17 protein-coding genes and 1 tRNA gene are annotated in these 17543 nt (G+C 46.8%); 13 read left to right on the forward strand and 5 right to left on the reverse strand.

Translation table 11 applies throughout. From position 1 onward, the window contains the following. Together BUA14_RS22255 and BUA14_RS22260 are read left to right on the forward strand one after the other, a co-directional pair. A partial coding sequence (locus tag BUA14_RS22255; protein WP_282433386.1) for an FAD-linked oxidase C-terminal domain-containing protein occupies positions 1-435 on the forward strand: 435 nt, incomplete at its 5' end. Between the two features lie 202 nt (positions 436-637). After that, entirely contained in the window at positions 638-991 is a 354-nt protein-coding gene (locus BUA14_RS22260; RefSeq protein ID WP_072774753.1) for a cupin domain-containing protein, read from the forward strand. 74 nt (positions 992-1065) lie between these two features. Here the strand turns inward: BUA14_RS22260 and BUA14_RS27625 are convergent, their stop codons facing one another. Further along, entirely contained in the window at positions 1066-1440 is a 375-nt protein-coding gene (locus tag BUA14_RS27625; protein ID WP_178371774.1) for a hypothetical protein, read from the reverse strand. Between the two features lie 123 nt (positions 1441-1563). Here BUA14_RS27625 and BUA14_RS22270 point away from each other — a divergent pair, with 123 nt between their 5' ends. The 3 genes from BUA14_RS22270 to BUA14_RS22280 all read left to right on the forward strand — a co-directional run bounded on the left by BUA14_RS22270 (position 1564) and on the right by BUA14_RS22280 (position 4779). Then, complete coding sequence (locus BUA14_RS22270; protein WP_072774627.1) at positions 1564-2241, forward strand: Crp/Fnr family transcriptional regulator; 678 nt, start codon at positions 1564-1566, stop codon at positions 2239-2241. Positions 2242-2349: 108 nt separating this feature from the next. Beyond that, positions 2350-3162, forward strand: a complete 813-nt coding sequence (locus BUA14_RS22275; protein ID WP_072774628.1) for a class I SAM-dependent methyltransferase — start codon at positions 2350-2352, stop codon at positions 3160-3162. A gap of 30 nt (positions 3163-3192) precedes the next feature. Then, a complete protein-coding gene (locus BUA14_RS22280) occupies positions 3193-4779 on the forward strand; it encodes an ABC transporter substrate-binding protein (protein WP_242954736.1) in 1587 nt (528 codons plus the stop codon). A gap of 215 nt (positions 4780-4994) precedes the next feature. On the opposite strand, the gene BUA14_RS22285 is transcribed toward BUA14_RS22280, so the two are convergent. Then, complete coding sequence (locus tag BUA14_RS22285; protein ID WP_072774629.1) at positions 4995-5342, reverse strand: ArsR/SmtB family transcription factor; 348 nt, start codon at positions 5340-5342, stop codon at positions 4995-4997. A 380-nt stretch (positions 5343-5722) separates the two neighbouring features. Between BUA14_RS22285 and BUA14_RS22290 the strand changes: the two genes are divergently transcribed. Genes BUA14_RS22290 through BUA14_RS22310 form a run of 5 tightly spaced genes read left to right on the forward strand, consistent with a single transcriptional unit; the run spans position 5723 to position 11694 of the window. Next, a complete protein-coding gene (locus BUA14_RS22290) occupies positions 5723-6535 on the forward strand; it encodes a class I SAM-dependent methyltransferase (protein ID WP_072774630.1) in 813 nt (270 codons plus the stop codon). A gap of 57 nt (positions 6536-6592) precedes the next feature. Beyond that, the gene (locus BUA14_RS22295) at positions 6593-8170 is read left to right on the forward strand and encodes an ABC transporter substrate-binding protein (RefSeq protein ID WP_072774631.1); all 1578 of its coding nucleotides are present in this window, start codon (positions 6593-6595) and stop codon (positions 8168-8170) included. A 3-nt stretch (positions 8171-8173) separates the two neighbouring features. Then, positions 8174-9130: an ABC transporter permease gene (locus tag BUA14_RS22300; protein ID WP_072774632.1), complete on the forward strand. Its 957-nt coding sequence runs from the start codon at positions 8174-8176 to the stop codon at positions 9128-9130. Then, complete coding sequence (locus BUA14_RS22305) at positions 9131-9970, forward strand: ABC transporter permease (RefSeq protein ID WP_072774633.1); 840 nt, start codon at positions 9131-9133, stop codon at positions 9968-9970. A gap of 26 nt (positions 9971-9996) precedes the next feature. Continuing rightward, the gene (locus BUA14_RS22310) at positions 9997-11694 is read left to right on the forward strand and encodes an ABC transporter ATP-binding protein (protein WP_072774634.1); all 1698 of its coding nucleotides are present in this window, start codon (positions 9997-9999) and stop codon (positions 11692-11694) included. Positions 11695-11813: 119 nt separating this feature from the next. Here the strand turns inward: BUA14_RS22310 and BUA14_RS22315 are convergent, their stop codons facing one another. Next, the gene (locus BUA14_RS22315; RefSeq protein WP_072774635.1) at positions 11814-12257 is read right to left on the reverse strand and encodes a hypothetical protein; all 444 of its coding nucleotides are present in this window, start codon (positions 12255-12257) and stop codon (positions 11814-11816) included. Positions 12258-12429: 172 nt separating this feature from the next. Beyond that, positions 12430-12512, reverse strand: a tRNA-Leu gene (locus BUA14_RS22320). Positions 12513-12673: 161 nt separating this feature from the next. Between BUA14_RS22320 and BUA14_RS22325 the strand changes: the two genes are divergently transcribed. From BUA14_RS22325 to clpX, 3 genes are all read left to right on the forward strand, one after another. After that, positions 12674-13792: an MGDG synthase family glycosyltransferase gene (locus tag BUA14_RS22325; protein WP_072774636.1), complete on the forward strand. Its 1119-nt coding sequence runs from the start codon at positions 12674-12676 to the stop codon at positions 13790-13792. A 391-nt stretch (positions 13793-14183) separates the two neighbouring features. After that, complete coding sequence (gene tig / locus BUA14_RS22330; RefSeq protein ID WP_072774637.1) at positions 14184-15464, forward strand: trigger factor; 1281 nt, start codon at positions 14184-14186, stop codon at positions 15462-15464. A 39-nt stretch (positions 15465-15503) separates the two neighbouring features. Further along, the gene (gene clpX / locus BUA14_RS22335) at positions 15504-16769 is read left to right on the forward strand and encodes an ATP-dependent Clp protease ATP-binding subunit ClpX (protein WP_072774638.1); all 1266 of its coding nucleotides are present in this window, start codon (positions 15504-15506) and stop codon (positions 16767-16769) included. Positions 16770-16932: 163 nt separating this feature from the next. On the opposite strand, the gene BUA14_RS22340 is transcribed toward clpX, so the two are convergent. Next, positions 16933-17526: an anthranilate synthase component II gene (locus tag BUA14_RS22340; protein ID WP_072774639.1), complete on the reverse strand. Its 594-nt coding sequence runs from the start codon at positions 17524-17526 to the stop codon at positions 16933-16935. Positions 17527-17543: the final 17 nt, after the last annotated feature.

A 17543-nucleotide genomic window follows, 5' to 3' on the forward strand; every position in this document is an offset into this window, starting at 1 on the left:
GATCAAATCTGGCTTTCCCGCCGGGTTGCTTTCGGTTCGGTGGCTCGTGTTAAACCTTGCTATTCGATTCAGGATATCACGGTGCCGAGAAGTGAATTCCCCCAAGCTATTGAAGGAATCCTTAAGATCGCCAAAGAGTATGATATGATCATCGGTTTGGTGGCTCATGCCGGAGACGGCAACCTCCATCCTTTGGTGCTCTTCGATCAGCGGCATGCTGATGAAGTGGAACGGGTTCATGGTGCAGAAGGAGCCCTGAGTAAGCTGGCTGTTTCTCTGGGTGGCACTATGAGCGGGGAACACGGCATTGGTGTGGTCAAGAAAAAATATATGGATGTTGAATTTACACCGGGAGCCATGGAAGCCTTCCGTAAACTTAAGAAAACCTTTGACCCGGCTAACCGTTTTAACCCTGATAAAATTATTTCTATCTAATTTTTCAAGGGAGCTGCCCCTTTTATCAACCGAAAGGTTACCAAGGTGCAGCTCCCTTTCTTGCACTATCAGATCTCCATAAAATAATTTGCCTGGGTTCTCCAAAGGACCTTTTACGACAAAGCGAATGTGATAAAATATACATAGAAATATGTACATATCCTAGGGACAGGAAAAAATTATGATGCAGGAGTTGATTGTTGTGGAAAAAAGACTGTATGATTTGACAAAATTAGCTAAGTTTGACGCAAACGTACCCCAAAAAGTGGTCGTTTATCAATCGGAAAAAACTCTCGCCGCCATGTGGTGTCTGGAGCCAGGGCAAGAAGTATTCCTACATATGCATCCCAATGCTGATGATGTATGGATTTGTCTTGAAGGGGAGTCCGGCTTGTACTTTGCCGGAGACGGCAAAGAAGTTCCGATCTCCAAAGGCATGGCTGTTCTCGCTGAACAGGGACAAACTCATGGCATGAGAAACACCGGTAAAGATCGTTTCGTTTTTATCGGCGTGGCTGCTCCCGTCCCTGTTCAAACGGAAAGATTGGATAAGTAAAGCAATAGCCTATTGATTCCGGGAAAGTATTCGCCCAAGGGCATTTTTGGATAAAGATTTGATGACTGCCCCCCTTAAAATGCCATTAAGTTTTCGTAATATAAAATGAGAGCGCTGATGATGGATTCGGAGCAGAATTCAAACCGGCGTTGAAGCAGTTTCAGACAGAATGAGGTTTGCGAGGTCAGGATAAAGCCAGGCCCGTGGTCGTGACGACGATCGGGGAATGGGAAGTCAAACAAAAAGAAACTGTAGAATTTAGACAAAAGCGCAAAATGGGCTGTTGCAGCAAGACAGCCCGAAACAACGAAAGACGGTTTCCGGTAGATTTTGCTCTGCCGGAAGTCGTCTTTCGTTGTTTTATTTTCTCCTGTTACCAGTCCGGCTCTGCGTAAAATATGAAGATGTTGAGGAACAGCAGCTTCGATTTTTAAGATTGGCAAAAACAATAGACTATGCCTGGGTAAATTGACTTCAGGCCAAACCTCTAGTATAATAGTTAGCGTAAGCTAACTTTTGTTGATAGAGCAGTTATATTAGAGTGCTTGCTGGGAACAATCGAGGAAAAAAAGATGACTCTTGATTTAATTAAAAGCTATAGACTATTTTCTGGAATCGCTCCTGAAGACATTCCTCATGCGTTGCAATGCCTGCATGCCATACAAGCGGAGTTTGACAAAGGTGATGTTTTGCTCAATATCGATCAAACAACCGATGAAGCAGGCCTATTGCTCAAAGGCTGTGCCCAGGTTGTGATTGATAACATGCTGGGACGGCGTATTGTGGTGGAGCATATAATGCCCGGCGACGTTTTCGGCGAAATAGCGCTAGGTTCGGGTGTACAAAAGACGCCCGTATGTATTCGGGCTACCGGGAAGTGCACTGCTTTAAAGCTGAAAATCGGGAAAATTGTGTCTCCCCATGCCTGCAGCTGTCACTTTCGCACTACGATTATGGAAAATCTGCTTATTTCAATGTCCGAGTACAACAGTAAACTCAATCAAAGACTTGACATACTTTCCTACAGGACACTACGTCAAAAAATACAGGCTTATCTGTTGATGCAGATGCAGGAAACCGGCAATCATCAATTCAGTATTCCTTTTAATCGCAATGATCTTGCTGACTATCTGCAGATCGAGCGAAGCGCACTTTCCCGTGAATTGAGTAAAATGCGTGACGAAGGGCTGATTGCCTATTGCAAATCTGATTTTTATATTATCAATATCCAGGAAATGATTCCTAAGTAAAGAAAGTTCGTTGCGTACGCAACCGAAAATATCCAGGAAATGCGTTATAATGCTCCATGGTTAGCTTAAGCTAACTATAGAGCATTATTTTTGATGAGGAGGCTTTTTATGGATGCAGCATATTTGGAAGGTCTTTTAAAGGAGGGATCTCCCACCGTTAACCCGGAAGCTTACTGGGATACAAAAGCAGAAGACTTTTATTTATCACAGCGGGCTTTTGAAAGCAGTGGCCCTCCAAAACCCCTCACCCTGCTCCAGGATAAGGGAATCTTTCGGAAAGAGGGCACAGCCTTGGATATCGGCTGTGGGGCCGGGCGCTATTCGTTGCATCTTGCCCAGATGTTTGGCCATGTCACCTTAACCGATATTTCGGAGAAGATGCTGAATTACGCCAAAATGAGTCTGGAGGAACAAAGTGTTCGTAATGCAAACTATGTAAAATTAGATTGGGAGAGTGCCGATCTTGCCGGAATAGGTTGGGAGAATAAGTTTGACTTTGTGTTTGCCTCGATGTGCCCGGCAATCCGCAGCAGGAAAGGGCTGGAAAAGATGTCCCAGGCCTCCCGATACGCTTGTGCAGTCACACAATTCGTGCAGATTGAAGACTCCTTGTCGGAAGTTATCATCCAGTCCGCCGGAATTGAGAAATCAAAATTGCCGGGCAACAACCGGGATGCGGCTTATGCTCTCTTCTCTTTAGTGTGGATGATGGGATACTTACCGGAAATTGCCTATATTCAGGACAAAAGCCAAAGGGAAGTTACAGTGGAACAAGCGCTCCAAAGCCACAGCCCGCGGTTGGCCGGTGCCGTACGTGCTCAGGGAATGGACATGGCGGAGATCATCGCTTCAGCGGCCACTAACGGCGAGCTGACGATTGCCAATAATTCAACTTTGGCGGTGATCTATTGGAAAAAATAACGGTCAAAGAGACTGTGTGGAGGGATAAGTTTGAATAACAGCTGGAAAAAGATACTCTTACTATTATTTTTAGTCATGACCATAGGCCTTACGGCTTGCAATTCACGAACACAGCCCGCAGAATCAAGCACTCCGGCCAGCTCTTCCAAAGCGGCGGCCTCATCTGAAGCCTCCCAGGCTGAGCCTGTGGTTATCCGTCTTGCCGGAGGGGATTTCGGTGTGCCGAATCCATTTCGCCATACTCCCAGGGGACCCGGCATCCAAAAGATGCGTTTAATCTATGATTCCATGTTGGAAAAGGATGAAAATGGGTATATCCCCTGGCTTGCCAAAGAGTGGGAGAGCAATGATGCCAAAACTGAATATATCTTTACCCTGAAAGAAGATGTCCTTTGGCATGACGGAACCCCTTTTACCGCCGAAGATGTTGCTTTTACATTCCGTTATTATGAGGAGCATCCGCCTGTGTCCGACGATATCCACGCAAATGGCAAAAGCATCATCAAAAACATTGAAGTACTGGAACCTTTGAAGATAAAAATAACATTGGAAAAATTCGAAAACGTAAATCTGGGAAAATTAGGGACGGCACGGATCATACCGAAGCATATCTGGGAAAATGTCGAAGATCCCCTTAGCTTTGCCGGTGAAGGACAAGTAGTTGGCTGCGGTCCTTTTGTGATGACGGATTATGAACCTCAGACAGGCAGCTATCGTTATGTGGCCTTTGAGCAATACTGGGGGCCCAAGCATGCTGTAGCGGCCATTGAATGGATACCGGTGAGCGATAGTACACTAGCCTTTGAAAATGGGGAGATCGATCTGCTGAATGTCTCCGCCGACCTTCTGGAACGGTATGAAGGAAATCCGGAATACCAGGTTGATAAGCAACACCCCTATCATGCCTATCGGCTCATGATGAATATGAAAGTCGTTCCCGCCTTGCAAAATCAATCTGTACGTCAAGCCTTGGCTTATGCCGCCAACCGTCAGGAGCTGATTGATAAGGTGGACCGTGGTGCGGGAACCATAGCCAGCATGGGGTATATCCCCGATTACGACAAGAAATGGTATAACCCGGATATTATGCAATATGAGTTCAACCTGGCAAAAGCTAAGGAGTTGTTAGGCGGTCAGACCTATCATTTCGAAATGCTGGTCGGGGATATGGTCGAAACCAAAATTGCCGAATTGCTCAAGCTGAGTTATGAGCAGGTGGGAATTAATATTACGATCAAAACGGTGGATACCAAAACCCGTGATGGAGCATTGAAACAGGGAAATTATGAGTTATTGCTGATCCATACAGGGGGCATGAGCGGAGATCCGGATTATTTAAGAAATATTTATGGTGAAAAGTCCACCCTGCTTTCCGGTTACAGCAATCCAACCATTAACGATCTAGCCCGTGCCCAGGCTACGGAAGCCGATGAGGTAAAGCGTCTGGGGATGATCCATGAACTGCAAAGGCTGATCGCCGAAGATGTTCCTATCGTTCTTTTGCAGTCGGATAAGGTCAATTATGTCTACCGCCCCGCAAAGTATAATGGCTGGGTCTACACCTTCGATAGTAATAAACCTGATCACAATAAATTATCGTATTTAGCAAAACCTTAACTCTTCCCAGCCGTGGGCAGACGAAGGGTCGTGGTTATAGCTATAAAATCTATAACGCGGACTAAAACGTCTTAGGCCGGCCGCCAAGGCCGACCTAAGACAACAAGTATGAATACAAGTGCTGTGTATCAAGGTTTTGTTGCGAACGCAACGAAGAGAATGAATCAAATAAATTATGCTACTTGCAGTTTAATCAAGCTAACTGCAAGGATTATTTACGATTTTGCGGAAGGATTGATATTGGCGCAATACTGATGGTTGCCGGTTAAGTGTAGGCGGCAATCTTTACGCGGTGCCTCATGTGCAGCAATCGAGAGGAGTGATTGGGCCGTTTTTTCTAATAACTCTCTCTTTACATCATAATGGGTATAATAACCTCTTTTTTCACCTGTTACCAGTCCGGCTTTGCGTAAAATCTGCAGATGTTGGGAAACGGCAGCTTCCGAAATACCCAGTTGCCTCGAAAGGGCACCTACACAAAAATCAAAATCCAAAAGAAGATTGATAATTTTAAGGCGTGTTTCGTCGGATAAAGCTTTCATGACTTTCAGAAGATCATCCACATTAACAACTCCTAGCTTGTACCCCCAATGTGTCAGAAATAGCAGGCATATTATCTTAAATATGTTTTAGAATACAGTGATAGTTGGGCAGTGTCAAGGCGAAACCGCAGGAGGGGTTGTTAATTCTTAGGCAGCCTTGAAAAGAACCCACGGTTATCAGTTGAAATAATTAAGTAATTACTAATTTAAATAAGCGAAAACTATTGCAAAAAATGATGAATTATAGTAATTTATAGATAAATGCAGTTGATTTGCATTATCATTTATTGGCTGAAAAGCTAAGACTTAGGCCTTGTTTAAAATAAAAGAGATCATTATTTGAGCAAGGCGGATTTTTTTCTTAAAAGGTTAGCTTAAGCTAACTTGAAAGGGGTTTTAATGTGGATAAGACAATTTATGAACAGATGCTGCTCAAGAATTACAAGGGGGCGGAGGGAGCAGAGGAAGCCTGGGATGCCAGGGCTAATCATTTTTACAGGTCTCAGCAGCGGGACCGTTCAGAGTTGGTGGAAAAGGTTACGGCGATTCTGCGGGAGAGGGGCCTTTTGGCCGGAGCCAATCTATTGGATATTGGAGGAGGCAGCGGACGGTATGCGGTTCCTTTTGCGGCTCATGCCGAGCATGTGACCATTACGGATATTTCTGCGAATATGCTGGAACTGGCGCGACACAATGCTCAAGAAGCAGGGGTAACCAATCTTACTTATGCCAAGCTGGAATGGACGGGAGCAGATTTGGCAGCTTTGCAATGGCGAAAACACTTCGACCTTGTCTTTGCTTCCATGTGCCCGGCAATTCGTTGTCCTGAAGGCCTTTATAAGATGCTGGAGGCCGCCAAGGGATTTTGCCTGATTAACCAGTATATTGAAACCACTGATTCCCTATCGGCGTATTTGACGCAGGTTTTGGACTCTCCTCGTTCCTATGAGCCCCATAATGACAGGGATATGGTGCAGGCTGTGTTCAATCTTTTATGGCTGGAGGGTTACGAACCGGAAATCTGCTATTTAAGACAGAGGGAAGTGACTTCCTTTACTGTCGAAGAGGCTGTCGAACAATATGCAGGCCGTTACGGCCAGGCAGCACAGCTTAAACGGATGGATCTTGCCGAATTGATATCCAGGCACGCTGAACAAGCAACATTTTCAGTAGATAGTAAAGCAACTCTGGCGATGATCCTATGGAAAGTGTAAGTCAAGGCATAATGCGGAGACAGTAAGGGTCAGAAGTAAAAAGGTGGAGGAATTAAGATGATTCAAAAAGCGAAGAGGTTTTCAGCGGGTGCGGCTGCTTGGGTATTGACTCTGGTCATGCTGTTGGGACTGGCCGGATGCTCAGGAGAAAAGGCTGCTGCGGAGAAGAGCGGGGAGGGGGAAAATGTCAAGCAAGAAAATAGTCTGATCCTGCGTTTGGCAGGTGGGGATACAGGGTTGCCCAATCCCTTCAAGCATGTGCCCCGTGGGCCCGGAATGTCCAAGATGCAATTGCTGTATGATTCCCTTCTGGAAAAAGACGAAGAGGGGAATATACCGTGGCTGGCGGCGAGCTGGGATATCAATGATGACGGAACGGTCTATACCTTCCATCTGCAAGAAAATGCCTTATGGCATGACGGCATCCCTTTAACAGCGGAAGATGTGGCGTTTACCTTGTCTTATTATCAGGACCATCCCCCTGTTTCCAATGATTTACTGGCCGGCGGAAACTATATTGTTGCGCAGACCCGGGTAGTGGATACCTATACCATTGAAGTTGCGTTTGACCGCTTTGATAATAATTATCTGACCAAGATCGGCAATGTCCGTATTTTGCCTAAACATATCTGGGAGAAAGTTGCGGATCCGGCAGCCTATACAGGAGAGGATGCAGCGATAGGAAGCGGACCCTATCGGCTGGAGACCTATGATCCCCAGCAGGGTGCTTATCGTTATGTGGCCTTTGAGCAATATTGGGGACTGAAGCCGGCCGCTGCGGCCATAGAATGGGTTCCGGTCAGCGACAGCGTTCTGGCGTTTGCTAATGGAGAAATTGATTTGATTAATGCTTCCCCTGATATCCTTCCTAACTATCAAAACAATCCGGAATACACGATCAAAAATGCTCACTCCTACCATAGCTACCGCTTGATGATGAACATGGAGGCTGTAGAGGAGTTTCGGGATGTTAATCTGCGCAAAGCCATGGTTTATGGCATCAATCGCCAGGAACTGGTGGATAAAGCAGCCCGGGGGGCGGCCGCCATCAGCAGCCAGGGCTATGTGCTCCCGGTGAGCCCTTGGTATAATGAGACCATTGAACAGTATACTTATAATCCGGACAAAGCCCGTGAACTTCTGGGCGGGAAAACCTATTCCTTTGAACTTTTAACGGATAATTCGGCTGACGGCATCAAGGTTGCGGAGTTGGTGAAGCTGTCCTTAGCCGAAATAGGGATCGATGTTACGGTGGAAAGTGTGGAAGCCAAAACCAGGGACAATGCCGTCAATACCGGCAAATACCAGCTTTTGCTTATTAACTCAGGGGCAATGGGCGGCGATCCCGATTACCTGAGAACGGTTTATGGCAAAGGGGCAAAGACGATTAAAGGCTGGTCCAATGAGGAGGTTATCGCCCTTGCTCAGGCTCAGGCAGCTGAACGGGATGAAAAAGCCCGTCAGGAGATGATTTTTGAACTGCAGAGCCTGATTGCGGATGAAGTGCCCATGATTATGCTTCATGGCGCCTTGGATAATTTTGTATACCGCAATGCCACCTATGATGGCTGGATGTTCCGTTATGATCACAGCAAATGCGATCATAACAAGCTGTCCTATTTAATTCGCGGGTAAACGATGAAAAAACACTATCTCAGTGTGCTGTTAGTGATTATCTGCATTAATTTCTTTTTGCCCAGATTAATGCCCGGCGATCCCTTCCTCTATCTTTCGGTAGAAGACGGAAATGTCTCCGCTGTATTTTCACAAGAGCAGATCGATCATTATAAAGACTATTATGGATTGGCTAAGCCTCTGCCTATCCAATTCTGGCAGTATATTACGGGCCTGCTGCAAGGGAATTTGGGCTATAGCATTTACTATAATAGTGATGTTGCGGAAATGATCTTAACCCGCATTCCTTGGACGTTCTTGATCGTGATCACTTCATTGGCGCTGAGCAGCCTGGTGGGCACGGTCTTGGGAGCCTTGTCCTCCTGGCAGCGGGATAAGCCCGTGGATAAACTCCTTTATGGGGCAATGGTGATCGTTGCGGAGATCCCTTCTTTTTTGCTGGGCGTGCTGTTCCTGTTTGTATTTGCCGCCCAGCTGCAGTGGTTTCCTTTGTCGGGAGGAAGTACGGTCTTTGCTTCCTTCGCTTCCCGGGGAGAACAGCTGGGGGATCTCCTCCATCATGCCGCTCTGCCGGTTTTGACCTTGGCTCTGACCCGGATCGGAGGTTTTTATCTCTTATCACGCAACAGCATGCTGACCGTACTTTCCAAGGACTATATCCGGACGGCCAAGGCCAAGGGCCTTAAACAAAGGAGCATCATCTTCCGGCATGCCTTGCGCAATGCTTTGCCCCCTGTGGTAGCAAGGATCTTTATGAGTATGGGGGCCATGTTCGGAGGAGCGGTTTTGATTGAGACCGTGTTTGCTTATCCCGGAGTCGGACGGCTGATGCGTGAAGCGGTGCTCAATCGGGATTATGTTTTGATTCAAGGGATTTTCTTAGCGATTACGCTCACAGTGCTGCTGATGAATTGGATTGCGGAGCTGGTTTACAGAAAATTGGATCCAAGGGTGGAATAGATGAAACAGATCTTAAAGAGATTTTGGACCTCCTTTTCCGGATATGGGAAATTCGGCATGGGGGCCATTCTGTTCATGGTATGCTTATGCTTTATTTCTTTTTTCTTTTTGGAAAACCTGCACAAAATACCGAGCGGCAATGCTTTGGAGGCACCGAGCCTTGACCATTGGCTGGGGACGGACGATTTGGGCATCGATATCTTTGCCCAAATCTGTCATGGCGCGGTCATCAGTATGCTGGTGGGTTTTTCAACGGCACTGCTGGCAGGAATCGGGGGTAGTTCTCTGGGGATTTTGGCAGGTTATTATGGTAAGTGGATAGATAAGCTGATTACAGGGCTATGCGATGTGATGATGTCGATTCCTCAACTGCCCCTGATGATTGTCTTAGGAGCTTTTTTCGGAGCGAGCCTGACCAATATTGTTTTGGTGATTGCTTTGCTTTCCTGGGTGGGACCGGCGCGGACGGCTCGTTCCAAAGTGCTTGCTATGCGCCATGAGAACTTTATTGCAGCTGCCAAAAGCTATGGCGCCGGTTTTCGCCATTTGGCGGTCAAGCACTTTATCCCCGGGCTGCTGCCCATTATTTCCGTCGGTATGATTCGTATTGTCAGTCATGCGGTGGTTGCGGAAGCGGGGCTTTCTTTTCTGGGGTTGGGGGATCCCCTTTCGAAAAGCTGGGGTATTATTCTTAATCGCTCCATTAACTTTCCGGGCATTTATTTTACGGATTTTTGGAAATGGTGGATTATGTCTCCTTTAGCGGCCTTGCTGATCCTGGTTGTCGCGGTTGCTTTTATCAGCCGGGATCTGGAAAAAATCGTGAATACTAAAATTTAGGATAGTGTCAAGGAAGTTGGGAGGTTATGATGTCAGTTTTAGAGATCAATAATGTATATGTCCGTTATGGACGGGACACCGATATTAATGCCGTGCATAATGTCAGTCTGCGCTTGGATTCAGGAGAATGCATCGGTATCATCGGCGAATCGGGAAGTGGAAAAACCACGCTGGCTATGTCGATTATGGGTCTTTTGGAGAACTGCGCCCAGGTCAGCGGCAGTATATGTTTTGAGGGCACGGAGCTGATCACTCTGTCCGAGCAGGAACGTGACAGCTATCGGTGGAAAAGGATTGCGGTCGCCTTTCAAAACAGCTTGGATGTCTTGAACCCCGTGATTTCTATCGGTGATCAAATCGGGGAATGCCTGATCAGGCATCTGGAAATGGAGAAAAAAGAAGCCCGGGCCAAAACGGAAAATCTGATCCGGATGGTCGGGCTGGACTCCTCTCTGACCGCTGCCTATCCCCATCAGCTTTCCGGGGGCATGCGCCAAAGGATATTGATTGCCATGGCTCTGTCCTGTGATCCCGATGTGCTGATTGTTGACGAACCGACCACCTCCCTGGACTCTGTATCCAAACAGGAGATGGTTCAGCTTTTGCTGGATTTGCAGCGGGAAAAGGGGTTTGCCATGTTGGTTATCTCCCATGAGCTGCCCGTTATCGCGGCCATGACCTCCCGGATTTTGGTGATGTACACGGGCAATATGGTGGAGCAGGGCGGTACAAAGGATATCCTGCATGATCCCCGGCATCCTTATACGAGAGGGTTGATTTACTCTTCTCCATCCATTCATCCCTACCGGGATATGTGGGGCATTCCCGGTGAGATACAGATAACTCATGAGCAGCAATGCCCTTTTTACAGCCGCTGCAATCAGCGGATTGAGGAGTGTCTCAGGGAACATCCCGTTTTGGAAGGGGTAGGGGAGCAGAGACAGGTGGCCTGTCTGCGCGGGGGGATTGTTACCCTCTTAGCCGGTTCGGGGATCGAAAAAGCTTATCACACTAAAAATCGCCGGGTCAAGGCTTGCCTGGACTGCAATATTGAGATCAAAGCCGGTGAAGTGGTGGCGCTAATCGGGGAATCCGGATCAGGAAAGACCACCCTGGCCGGGATATTAAGCGGGATTATGGATGCCGACAGCGGTGAAGTGTATTTTGAAGGGCGTAAGGTGACGGGCAACAGCGAAACAGCAAAGCCGGAGGGCATTCAGATCGTTTTTCAGGATCCCATTTCCGCTACCAATGAGCATCTGACGGTCAGGGAGATTGTGCAGGAACCTCTTGATATTATTAAAATAGGTGAAAGGGCTGAGCGTTTGCAGGCGGTCAGAACGGCTTTAGGACAGGTGCAGTTGCCTTATGATGACGTATTTCTGCGCAGGCGCGGCCACACTTTAAGCGGAGGGCAGCGGCAAAGGGTCGCCATCGCCCGAGCGTTGGTTATGAATCCTAAGCTGATGATAGCGGATGAAATCAGCTCCATGCTGGATCCCTCCAATGCGGCTAATTTGCTGCGTTTGCTCAAAGGTTTGCAGAATATCCGGGGATTTTCCATGCTTTATATAACCCATGATATTTTTTTAGCGCGGAAAATCGCCGACAAGGTCTATGTTATGCGTCAAGGGAGGATCATTGAGCAGGGTGCGGCGAGCAGGGTTTTTGATCATCCACAGGAGGAATATACGCGATTGTTGCTGCGGAGCGCTACAGTATAGGGTGCAGTATCGGCAGTGGTCATTTTCAGTTAATAGGGCTGTGATAAAATCTGATGATTTTACACAGCCCTGCTTTGAGTAGTGAGAGTATTCGATCAAGATGGCTTTATGACGGATTTTTACTGTTCTGCTTTTCCCGCTCTGCTGCTCATTTCTTTAATATATTGGCTTTGCGTAATGGTCCCCTGACTTACCATGCTTTTAAGCTGGGTTTCTGAATACTGGGACAAGTTGCTGGTGTCGGTGTCTGCTGTGGAATCGTCTTGAAGCAGGGTTTTCACGGTAGAAGAGGCTTGGCTTAATTCTGTATTTCCCGATGGTTCGTTCTGTGAAGAGGAACTCATGGCTGTTTGCATTCCTTTTTCACTGATTTCCGCAGTATCTCCGTCGAAAGAGATGCCTACGGTGACAGTCCCTTCAGTCGCTGTAGCCGGTTCTGCTTTGGCTACAGTAGGTTCTGTTTCCTTTTTAATAACACCGGACTCTTTTTCCGATTTATTAAGGGATGGTTGATCTTTTTTAAAGGAAAGCTCTGTGGAAGTGATGTTTCCGGTTTGGATCATGATCATTCCTCCTGTTTTTATGTATTAGGGGGGAGAGATAAAGACATCTATCTTTTTATATATAAAACAGTTTAAAGGACAAACCTGAAAACTAACTGAACTTTTGCTGAAAAGATTCTTAAAAATAAAAAACAACCATAGTATATACTATGGTTGTCTGCAAGTACGTTGATGGTGCGAGAGAAGGGACTTGAACCCCCACGGTTTCCCGCTGGAACCTAAATCCAGTGCGTCTGCCAGTTCCGCCACTCTCGCAATTGATTTACTGTCTGATTATAGCTCAGTTTCCCTTAAATGACAAGCTTTTTAAAAGCATAATCAATTATAAGAATGTGAAATTAAGAAAAACTTAAGTTTGAGATTTGTTGTTTTTGAGTTAAAATGGGAATGTAAGTTAACCCAAAGGAGGATTTGGCGTGGGGGAGTTAAGGGTCTTAGTGTTTTCGGCGACATTCGGAGCAGGTCACCTTCGAGCTGCGGAAGCATTGATCGAAGCCGTTCGTAAAAAATCACCGGAAGCAGAGATTACGCACCTGGATTTTGGGGCATTCATCAGTAAAACATTAAATACAATTGTCAAGAATACCTACATTGAGCTTATTAAGCATACACCGAGACTCTATGGTATGTTTTATTATCGAACCTCAAAGATACGACCTCAGTCTCTTATCCAGCGTTTTATCAATATATTGGGGCGCAAAGAATTTCTGGACTATATCAAGGGGCTGAACCCTGATGTGATCATTTGCACCTATCCGGTGATCGCCGGCGTTTTGGGTGAACTGCGCTTTAAGGGCGTGATTCATGCTCCGGTGGTCTCTGTGGTCACGGATTATGGGGTCCATAGTCAGTATATCCAGCGGGGAGTGGACCTTTATATTGCAGGGTGCCAGGATGTTTATAAGGATCTGATCGCCGGGGGAATTGCTCCGGAACGGATCCGCATTACGGGAATCCCCGTCGATCCAAAATTTGAAGAGGAGCTTGACCGCTCGGAGATTACCGAGAAACTTAACCTCAGGCCCATCCGACCGACCATTCTGGTGATGGTAGGGGCCTATGGGGTGCTGGGAGGCTCTAAGCACATCTGCAAGTTTCTGCTCGATTCGTCATATCCCCTTCAGGTTCTTGTGGTCTGCGGCCGTGACGAAAAGCTTTACCGGAGCCTGGAAGGTATGGAGGGGCGCAATCCTATGGTTTGCTATGGGTATATTAATAATGTAGAGGAACTGATGAGCGTTTCAGATTTGGTGATCACCAAAGCGGGAGGGCTTACTGTATCGGAATCTTTGACTAAGAAATTGCCCATGATTATCTATAAACCCATCCCTGGTCAGGAAGAGGAAAATGCCTGCTTCTTAGAGCGGATTGGAGCGGCCAAGCTGGCGAAGACTGAGGAGGAGCTGGAAGCAACGATTCAATACCTTCTTAGCCACCCTGAAGAGATTGAGAGCATGCGTCGGGCGGCAGCCAAGGCTTTGCCCGGTCATGCTGCGGAAAGGGCTGTGGAGGAAATCCTGGCACTCGTTCAATAATCCGTTTCTTAATCTCAAGGAACATTGCCTAATGAGTTCTGCCTGATAAGTTCTTGATTTATCTTGCGCCGTCTGGTAGAATGGTCAGGTAAATTTGCTAATTTAAACCTTTGGAAAACTTTTCCCATGTAACGGATAACTCAATCTTTAGGTGGAGTAAACTTCATCGGAAGGAAGTTTCCTTTATGGAAACCTGCTTTGAGGGGGAACGCAGAGTTCCCCTTTTAGGTCATGTTCTAAACGGGCAGGGTCAGGCAGTAAATGACGAAAAATGTCAAGTTTGCCTTAAGGGAATTTCGGACACACTAGCTTCATCTTATGTTTTCAGAAACGCAGTTAGATTTTCCTTAGATTATAGTTTATCCAAAGGAAGTATTAAGGGGGAGCACATATGTCAGTCAAAATGGAGAAAATAGAGAAGAATACTGTTGAACTTGAAGTTACCGTCGATGCGAAGGTATTCAGTGCCGCAGTAACCAAAGCTGCCAAAGCTTTAGCTAACAAAGTGAATATCCCAGGTTTCCGTAAAGGAAAAGCTCCACGGACCATGGTAGAGCGTTACGTGGGAACGGCTGCACTCTATAATGATGCAGTAGATGACATCCTCGGTGTTGAGTACATGAAAGCAGTTAATGAAGCTGGGATTGAACCGGTAGATCGCCCGGACGTGGATCTCATCCAAATGGAAGATGGCAAAGAGCTTATTTTCAAGGCGAAGGTCACTGTGAAGCCTGAAGTTGAGTTGGGAAGCTACAAAGGCCTGGAAGTTGAAAAGACTGCGGCTGTCGTTACCGATGAGGAGCTTGAACAAGAGCTCCAGCGCAAGCAGGAACAACATGCCAAAGTCCTTAATCTTGAAGAAGGCGCAGTTCAAGCTCAGGATACCGTGAATATCGACTTCGCCGGTTCTGTGGATGGGGTAGCTTTCGAAGGCGGAACAGCTGAAGGGTACGAGTTGGTTATCGGATCCGGCTCCTTTATCCCAGGATTTGAAGAACAATTAATCGGCGCACAAATTGGACAGGAAGTTGATGTCAACGTTCGCTTCCCTGATGAATATCATGTTGCAGACCTACTAGGTAAGGATGCTTTGTTCAAAGTTAAGGTCAATAAGCTGAAGAGAAAAGAATATGCACCTTTGGATGATGAATTCGCTAAAGATATCAGCGAATTTGAGACACTTGATGAATTGAAAGCTGATTTGAGAGACAAACTTATGACAGCGGCAGAACAACGTGCAGAAATGGAACACAAAAATGCAATCGTTGCCAAAGCTGTAGAAAATGCCAGTGTCGAGGTTCCGGAAGCCATGGTGAACAGCCGGATTGACATGATGCTCGATGACATGGCGCAAAATCTTTCGTATCAAGGGCTGGATTTAGAAACTTATTGCCACTATACGGGAACCAGTATGGATACCATGAAAGAAGAACTTCGCCCCCGTGCTTCGGAAAACCTTAAAACCGAACTTGTTTTAGAAGCTATCGCTAAGGTAGAAGGAATTACAGTATCCGAGGAAGAATTAAACAATGAGTTGGCAAAACTTGCAGAACGTTATCAAACCAGTCCGGAAAATTTGAAACAGTCCCTCATGGCACGTGGTGATATGGGCATGTATCGTCAGAGCTTAGTTTCCGAAAAAACGGTAAACTTCCTCGTCGAGCAGGCATAGCCTATGTGCAGAGGTATTCTGTGCTAGAGAGGTGAGAGGATGGCAAAGTACAACGACGAAAAGAACCAGCTTAAGTGTTCGTTCTGTGGAAAGACTCAGGATCAAGTCAAAAAGTTGGTTGCCGGCCCTGGAGTTTATATCTGCGATGAGTGTATTGAACTCTGCAATGAAATCATTGAGGAAGAACTCAATGAGGACTTGGGGATGGAGATAGGGGATATTCCAAAGCCTAAAGAAATTCGGGCAATTCTTGACCAGTACGTGATCGGGCAGGACGAAGCCAAAAAAGCGTTGGCTGTGGCCGTGTACAACCACTATAAGCGAATCAATCTGGGTATGAAAATTGATGATGTGGAACTGCAAAAATCCAACATCGTTATGCTGGGACCCACTGGATCCGGTAAGACTTTACTGGCCTCAACCTTAGCCAAAGTTTTGAATGTGCCTTTTGCTATTGCGGATGCAACCTCCTTAACGGAGGCCGGTTATGTGGGTGAAGACGTTGAAAATATCCTCCTCAAGCTCATTCAAGCCGCAGATTATGACGTGGAAAAAGCTGAAAAAGGTATTGTCTACATTGATGAGATTGATAAGATAGCCCGCAAATCGGAGAATCCGTCCATTACTCGTGATGTCTCCGGAGAAGGCGTCCAACAGGCCCTTCTCAAAATCCTCGAGGGAACCGTAGCCAGTGTTCCGCCTCAAGGTGGCCGTAAACATCCCCATCAGGAGTTCATCCAACTGGATACCACGAATATCTTGTTTATCGTGGGCGGGGCTTTTGACGGGATCGATAAGATCATTCAGAACCGCATCGGGAAAAAGGTAATGGGCTTTGGGGCTGAGATTAAGAAGAAGAGTGATCAAAACATCGGGGAAACCCTTAGGGAACTTCTCCCTGCCGACCTCCTCAAATTTGGTCTCATTCCGGAGTTTGTGGGACGTTTACCGGTCATGGTCAAACTGGATGCTCTGGATGAAGAAGCATTGGTGCGGATTCTGACAGAACCCAAGAATGCTCTGGTCAAACAGTATGAAAAACTTCTGGAGCTGGACGGAGTAGCCCTCGAATTTAAAGAGGAAGCCCTGAAGGCCATCGCCGAGGAAGCCATCCGGCGTAATACGGGGGCCCGTGGCTTAAGAGCTATCGTGGAAGAGATCATGCAGAATGTAATGTATGATTTGCCTTCCCGCAACGATGTGACCAAATGCGTGGTGACCAAGGACGTTATTCTGAAGAAGGAAGAACCCCTTTTGGTGACCATCGATAAAAGCAAGAAGAACAAAAAAGAAGAATCAGCATAAGGCTGAGGGTGCCGCAAAACGTTGGTGAGTCAACGTTTTGCGGCACTCCTTTTTCTTTAACGCTATATTTCAGTCATGATTTGGAGTTAGTCCCAAAAACGAAAGCGCTTTCGTTTTTGGGACATAGTTGTATGATGAGCGGTTCAATGATGGGTGCTTCGCCCTACTGACGGTGAACCTGAGTAAGAAAGGAGCGCAGGATCTGTGGTCCCTCCGGGGTGAGGATGCTCTCCGGGTGGAACTGTACCCCATAAAAGGGGAAATAGCGATGGCGAATTCCCATGATCAGGTTGTTTTCCGTGCGGGCGGTGACGATGAAAAGAGGGTTCAAACCAAGGGGATTGACCATGAGGGAGTGATATCTGCCGGCTAAGAACCCTTGGGTGCACTCTGAAAAAAGCTCTGTTTCGTCATGATAAATGAGGGACTGTTTACCATGCACAATTTCGGGGGCGAGGATTATCTCCGAGTCAAAGGCCTGGGCAAGAGCCTGATGGCCCAGGCAAACTCCCAGTAAAGGGATGGGACGGCCTTTCTGGGCGTGTTCATTAAGGAGACGGATCACTTCAAGGGAGATCCCGGCTTCATTGGGGGTGCAGGGACCGGGTGAGATGACCACCCCGTCTGGATTTTCGGAAAGCAGTTCTTCCCCTGATACGTCATCATTTTTGTAAACGGTAACCGTTTCTCCCAATTCACCGAAGGCTTGGACCAGATTATAGGTAAAGGAATCATAATTATCGATGATGGTCAGCATAGGGAACCTCCTTTCGC

The organism is Desulfitobacterium chlororespirans DSM 11544 (genome assembly GCF_900143285.1).
GTDB lineage: Bacteria > Bacillota > Desulfitobacteriia > Desulfitobacteriales > Desulfitobacteriaceae > Desulfitobacterium > Desulfitobacterium chlororespirans.